The organism is Syntrophomonas sp. (assembly GCF_028707975.1).
Taxonomy (GTDB): Bacteria; Bacillota; Syntrophomonadia; order Syntrophomonadales; family Syntrophomonadaceae; genus Syntrophomonas.
Genome location: NZ_JAQVZX010000149.1, coordinates 1 through 3,679 on the forward strand (window position 1 = coordinate 1; position 3,679 = coordinate 3,679).

General features: G+C 44.8%; 3 protein-coding genes and 1 pseudogene. 2 read left to right on the forward strand and 2 right to left on the reverse strand.

The window, feature by feature from the left end; all coding sequences use genetic code 11:
* On the forward strand, positions 1-1,544 hold a 1,544-nt coding region (locus PHP87_RS11415), incomplete at its 5' end, for a DUF3160 domain-containing protein (protein ID WP_299921477.1).
* Positions 1,545-2,120, forward strand: a complete 576-nt coding sequence (locus PHP87_RS11420; protein WP_299921479.1) for a VCBS repeat-containing protein — start codon at positions 1,545-1,547, stop codon at positions 2,118-2,120. It begins immediately after the preceding gene.
* A gap of 160 nt (positions 2,121-2,280) precedes the next feature.
* Here PHP87_RS11420 and PHP87_RS11425 read toward each other — a convergent pair whose 3' ends face one another.
* Together PHP87_RS11425 and PHP87_RS11430 are read right to left on the reverse strand one after the other, a co-directional pair.
* Positions 2,281-3,189, reverse strand: a complete 909-nt coding sequence (locus PHP87_RS11425) for a precorrin-6B methylase (RefSeq protein ID WP_299921480.1) — start codon at positions 3,187-3,189, stop codon at positions 2,281-2,283.
* Between the two features lie 65 nt (positions 3,190-3,254).
* A pseudogene (locus tag PHP87_RS11430) lies at positions 3,255-3,679 on the reverse strand (pyruvate ferredoxin oxidoreductase); the annotation flags it as partial.

Genomic DNA, 3,679 nt, shown 5'->3' on the forward strand with positions numbered 1-3,679 from the left:
ATGATTCTACTGAACTGTCACCGGTTATGGCCATGGGAACCAAACCGGATCTGATAGAAGGTTTAAAAGAAGATTATACCCAGTATATTCCCCGTGGTCATTATGCTAAAACGGATGATTTGAAAGAGTATTTTCAAAGTATGATGTGGTACGGACGTATTACCTTCCGTTTAAAAGATGCTGATGAGACTCGTTCGGCTATTCTCATGACCCTGGCTTTAAATAATGGTATTGGTGCCCGGGAGTGGGAAAAAATCTATACAACTACTGATTTTATGGTGGGCAAGAGCGATGATATTGGTTATCACCAGTATATCGAATTGCTGGAACAGGCTTATGGCAAGAATCTAACTCCTAAGAAGATAGCCGAGGATATCCAGGGTTTTGATAAGTTTCGGCAATTAGCCAAGGATTTGCAAGCGCCGGTTATAAATTCGATTCCAATTTTTGATGCTACTATTCAACCGGATCGGGATAAGGAAGTCTTAGGATTTCGCTTTATGGGACAAAGATATACTCTAGATGCTGAAATTTTTCAGCATTTAATTTATCGCGAGGTGACAGAAAACCCGGCGGGTGAACGGCGTATGTTGCCCAGCGGTCTTGATGTTCCCGCTGCCATGGGCTCGGACACCGCCGAAACTATATTGAAAAATCAAGGTGATTTTGAGTTTAAAAAATACAGCACCAATATGGCAAAAATGCAAAAATATATTGCCGGACTTAATGATGAGTGGCACCAAAACCTGTACTGGTCATGGTTATATACTTTGCTGCCGCTTACCGTAGATAAACCCGATGGTTATCCTTCTTTCATGCTTAATGAGGCCTGGAATCATAAAGAACTGGCAACTTTTTTGGGCAGCTGGGCCGAGTTAAAGCATGATACTATCCTGTATACCAAACAAAATTATGCCGAAATGGGCGGCGGTGGCATGGAGGAAATTGATGACCGGGGTTATGTTGAGCCCAATCCTCACCTGTATGCCCGCCTGGCTTCCCTAACCGCCATGACCCGTGACGGTTTGAAAATGCGTGGTTTAATTGATCAAAAGGACAGCCAAAACATGGATCAACTTTATGAACTGGTTTTGCAACTGAAGGTTATTTCCGAAAAAGAATTGGCTAATAAAGCCCTGACTGAGGAAGAATACGAACTGATTCGTACTTTTGGCGGACAGCTGGAACATTTCTGGTATGAGGTTTACCGAGGCGATGGCCTGGAAAGCCGCTCGCAAATTTCCGACTTCCCCGCTATGCTGATTGCCGATGTGGCTACCAACCCTCCGGCCGAGGTTCTGGAGGTTGGTACCGGTTATGTAGATAATATTTATGCGGTAGTACCGGTTGCCGGTACTTTGCGGATAGTCAAAGGTGGGGTATACTCCTACTATGAATTCCCCTGGAATGCAGCAGACCGGTTAACTGACCAGAAGTGGCAAGAGATGATATATAACGATAAAGCCCCGGCCCTTCCGGAATGGACGGCTAATTATCGCATAAAGGGCACTGCTTCTATAAAATTTCCCCAGGTTTCTAATTAGATGAAGCTAGTTATGCGGAAACAAATTGTTGCTATAAAAGCAGTAGTATTCATGCTACTGCTTTTAGCTTTCCTTTTCTTTTTAAACAAACCGGAACAATATGCAACTTATGACCTGAATCATGATGGCATTATGGAAATTTATCATCTCACTCGGGGAAAACTGACTGTTACTCAGCCAGATGGTATCGACTGGAGTTCCCCACCGGAATGGAATGTTCAATCTTTTGCTCTGGATGATGCAACCGGAGATGGAAACCCGGAGCTGATTATGGTGCTGTGGAAACGGGGCAGCTTTGACCGCCATAAGCCGTTATGGTATGAGCGAGAGGAGAATAACTATAGCTGTCATTTATTTGTATATCAACTGATTGAAAATAAATTAATACCCCGCTGGTGTTCATCTGCTCTGGACCGGCCAATTAAGAGTTTTACCGTCGAGAAAGACCCTTCCGGTAAAACTTTTTTAGCCATAGAGGAAGGCTTTTACAGTACCTATTGTGCTGGGCGACCTATAATTTTGGGAAAAGAATATAGTAATTGGACCTGGAAACAATGGGGATTCTATCGCATTTGACCCCGATTTCTCCTTTCCCTCCCCGACCAGTAAGTCCAGAAAAACCGGGGCCGGCGACCGGGATTATTTGACCAATAAGCTCTAAATTATGGCTTCAGGGCTTTTTCATGCTGTCGGATATGCTGTCATAATTTGACCTTTACCAGCAGTAAATCTGATACTATCCTTTTATGCTTCTGCCAGAAATAAGCCAGGGAGCTGGAAATGGCTCCAGCATTTTTTTGCTATTGACTCGCGATACCGCTACATGGATGGTTTCAGTTCGCTCCAGGCCGTTCTCCCGAAACAAAGCAGGCAGGGACATTAAAATTTCGAAGTCCAGGGTATAGATCACAAAATCCATAAGGGGATTGATGGACAAAAGAGTCTTTATTTCGCTGCCTATCCTTGGAGAACCTACTATAAAGGCTATATCCGGCACCGGCAGCTTATCCGGGATACCATTTTCCAGAGACTCAACGATGGTAACATTGTTCAGGCCAAATTTATTAACATTTTCTTGCATGGTATTCCGATCCCAGCGGTCATATTCCACCGCAATAACACTGCCCTCAGCAGCAATCATAGCGGCCTCCACCGCGATGCTTTCACCTGAGATTATACATATATTATCCTGGTCCCCCAGATTGAGCTTATTTATTATAACCGCCCGAACTTCACGGCATACATACTGCACCGAGCCGCAGGAGAAACGGCTGTTCTCCATACCTATATGATAATTCGTGGCAGCATTAGGATTCAGAATCAACATAGCTGCAGAGGCATTAATCCCGCGGTTAATCATGTCTGAGACCTTGTCGTGCTTAATCTCGCCGGTTGGATCTGAGCCCTCATTGTACCATATATCACAGTCCCCCAGTTCCGCATTCCACATGTCGTAGAAGATATCCGGATGTCCGGCATCCGTAAAAACCAGCACTGCCCGGTTGCTCATAACGGTTGGAATCAGGTTCTTATTCTTCCCGGTAATGTCCAGCATCTTCAGTTTTGCCAGGTTAATCGGGGCGTTCTTTGAAAAATACTGAAGCCAGGATAAAATGACCTCATTAGTAAACATGGTTTGTTCCACAGGCAACCCCCCTTTTACAGCTATCATACCATATTTTAGGATTTACTTCCAATCTCTGCAGTAACTTAAGCACCGGTATGTTCCAGTAAGCGTTCCCATTTTTGATCCACATAGCTCTGTGCTTCTTCAATCATCCACTCATTGCCTTTCTGGAACATGTGGCGGAATCTACCCTGAGGGCGGAGAAAGTCCTCCACGGGCAGCTTTTTCTTCGGTATATAGCTCAGACGCCATACTCCCTCCTCTACTTCGTAAAGGGGCCAGACGCAGGTATCCACGGCCAGCTTAATGATCTCCGCCAGCATAGCCATGGGGTAGTCCCATCCGCGAGGACATGGGGACAATATGTTCAAAAAGCAAGGGCCCTCAGTATAAATGGCTTTATAAGACTTGCTGTGCAGATCCCGGAAATTGCCTACAGGAGCAGTCTGAGCCACATAGGGGATATTATGAGCAACCAAAATCTCCGTCAGATCCTTTTTATTCTGTT

Excerpts from the sequence above, each read along its gene's own strand:
- PHP87_RS11420 (WP_299921479.1), top strand. The coding sequence starts at position 1,545 with ATGAAGCTAGTTATGCGGAAACAAATTGTTGCTATAAAAGCAGTAGTA.